We start from the raw sequence: 2,251 nt of genomic DNA, 5'->3' as shown, positions 1-2,251 counted from the left end.
TGCTCGGCGGCGGTCCGCGCCGCGACGGCCTGCTGCGGGGTGCGGGTCAGGATGGTCGTGTCGAACGCCATCTTGAACACCATCGTGGCGAACGCCTTCGTCTCGAAGGTGAGGACGTTCGGGTCGTTGTTGCTGAGGTTGTCACACCAGCGGAACGGCTGGTCGACGCAGCCACCGTCAGTGGTGCCGAGGTTGCCCTCGAAGTTGCCGGTCTGCCCGCCGAACAGGTCGACCTGCTCCTGCGTCTTGCAGCAGTCCTGCCCGGTGAGGATGCCGCTGGCCGGCACGCCGACCATGTTGAACCAGAACGCGTCCGTTCCCTGCGGCGAGAAGAACTCGTGGTTGAGCCCGATCGAGTCGTAGTACTTGACCGCGACGTCGCGAGCGAACTTGGACGGCTCGTACACGTTGGCCGGGAACACCGGTATGGGTCCGCCGAACAGGTTCTTCGCGGCCGGGTCGAGCACGCCGATGGTGTAGTTCGGCGTCGCGGTCACGTCCGCATCGAGGTCGTAACCGATCTGGGCGAGCTCGGTGGGCGAGAGGTTGTGGGTGTAGAAGTTCGAGCCCAGCAGGCCGAGCTCCTCACCGCCGAACAGGATGTAGCGCAGCCGGTTCGTGGTGCGCACCTTGGCCAGCTTCTGCGCGATGTCCATGAGGCTTACCGAGCCGGACGCGTTGTCGAGCATGCCCGCACCGAAGATCGCGTCGTAATGCGCGTCGACAACCACGGTGTGGTTCGGGTCCCCGTACGGCGAGTCGGCGATCACGTTGTAGTCGTCGCGGCTCGGGTCGACCTCACCCTTGAAGTCCAGCTTCACCTGGGGGTGCTGGCCAGCATTGGCCGCGTCGTAGAGGTGCTGGCCCTCTGCGAACGGCACGAAGCCGACCGGGATGTTCGGCACGACAGAATTGCCGGCGTTGTCGATCATGCCGCCGCCACCGGCGAGCCCGGTACGGCCCGGCTGGCCCTCGTTAAAGATGAGCACGCCGGCCGCGCCGGCGGTCACGGCGTTCTTGGCCTTCTCGCCGAAGTTGCACGTGCCGCGCTGGATCAGCGCGATGTTGCCGGGCGTGAAGCCGGCGAAGTCGGCCGGGCTGCACCCGCTGGCCGAGGACGGCGCCGGCGTCGGCGGCAGGATGATCCCACCGACCGGCTGCACCTCCGCGGTGACCGTGCCAACGCTGTTGAAGGCGTTGAGGTCGGTACCGAGGGTGAACGTGGTCGGCGTCGGCGAAACCTCACTGCCGCCCGGCAATCCGAAGAAGGCGAAGTACGGGAACTTGTACGTCTGCACCGTGACGTGGTAGCCGGCAGCCGTGAACAGCTTGACGGCGAGGTCGACCGCCGCCTTGTAGCCTGGCTCGCCGGAGTTGCGCGAGGCGTGCCCGCCCGCGTCCGGGTGGGAGTCGGCGATCGCCTGCTGCGCCTTCATCTGGTTCCACAGGTCGTCGGTGCGGATGCACTCGAGGAGCTTAGGGAGCGAGTTGTTGGTGCGGTTGTTGCATGCCGTGATCGTGATCGTGCTCGTGCTCGCGCTGCTGGATGTGATCGGCCCCAAGGCCCCGGTGAGCGCCACCGCCGACGCGCACAGCGGCACGAGCCACAGGCGCCGACGCAGATGTCTTCGCATCAGACCCTTCCCTTCACAGAGGTGACAAGAAGCCGCGGGAATGCCCGTGGCGTTACCGCATGAATTGGCACTCGAGGAGAAGGCACTGCTTGCTGGATCTCGGCTGTGCACATACAGAAAGCAGTTCGACGACGACCGATCGGTGCGTACCTCGACCGATCACCTGTAGCCAACTCGTCCACACATCGCTCGCTTTCCTTGGCGCACGTATGACGCGCGCCACGGTAGGCGTCTCAGCAGATGAGACTATATGGGCATTTTTGCTGAAGTGGCAAGAATGTCGGAGCCGTTTTAGCTTGCCCGATCACGACCCGGGCCATCGACGTCGCCCACCACCCCTACGGTCAGGGTGCGACAGCTCAAGCACCGGGCCGAGGGTGTCAACCATCAGCCGGGACACTGTCAAGCAACAGCCGAGCCTGATTCGTCAAGGATCAGCCGAGAACACACAGGGCTGGAGCGTGGGGCGGCTGGGACTCGAACCCAGGACCGGCGGATTATGAGTCCGCTGCTCTGACCGGCTGAGCTACCGCCCCGCGCAGGCGCTGACGCGCGTGCACCTTACCAGTCACGCCGCAGCGACGGGCGGCCCGTGCCGGTTACCGCATGCTCATCTG

1 protein-coding gene and 1 tRNA gene are annotated in these 2,251 nt (G+C 65.6%); both read right to left on the bottom strand.

Going from position 1 to position 2,251, the window contains the following annotated elements; genetic code table 11:
* Positions 1-1,634: M28 family metallopeptidase (locus VJT49_RS29810; RefSeq protein WP_324168293.1), on the bottom strand; the 1,634-nt coding region annotated here is incomplete at its 3' end.
* Positions 1,635-2,096: 462 nt separating this feature from the next.
* Positions 2,097-2,170 (bottom strand) — tRNA-Ile (locus VJT49_RS29805).
* Positions 2,171-2,251: the final 81 nt, after the last annotated feature.

It is taken from the genome of Amycolatopsis sp. (assembly GCF_035276945.1).
Lineage (GTDB): Bacteria > Actinomycetota > Actinomycetes > Mycobacteriales > Pseudonocardiaceae > Amycolatopsis_E.
This window is presented reverse-complemented; position numbering and strand designations above follow the sequence as displayed.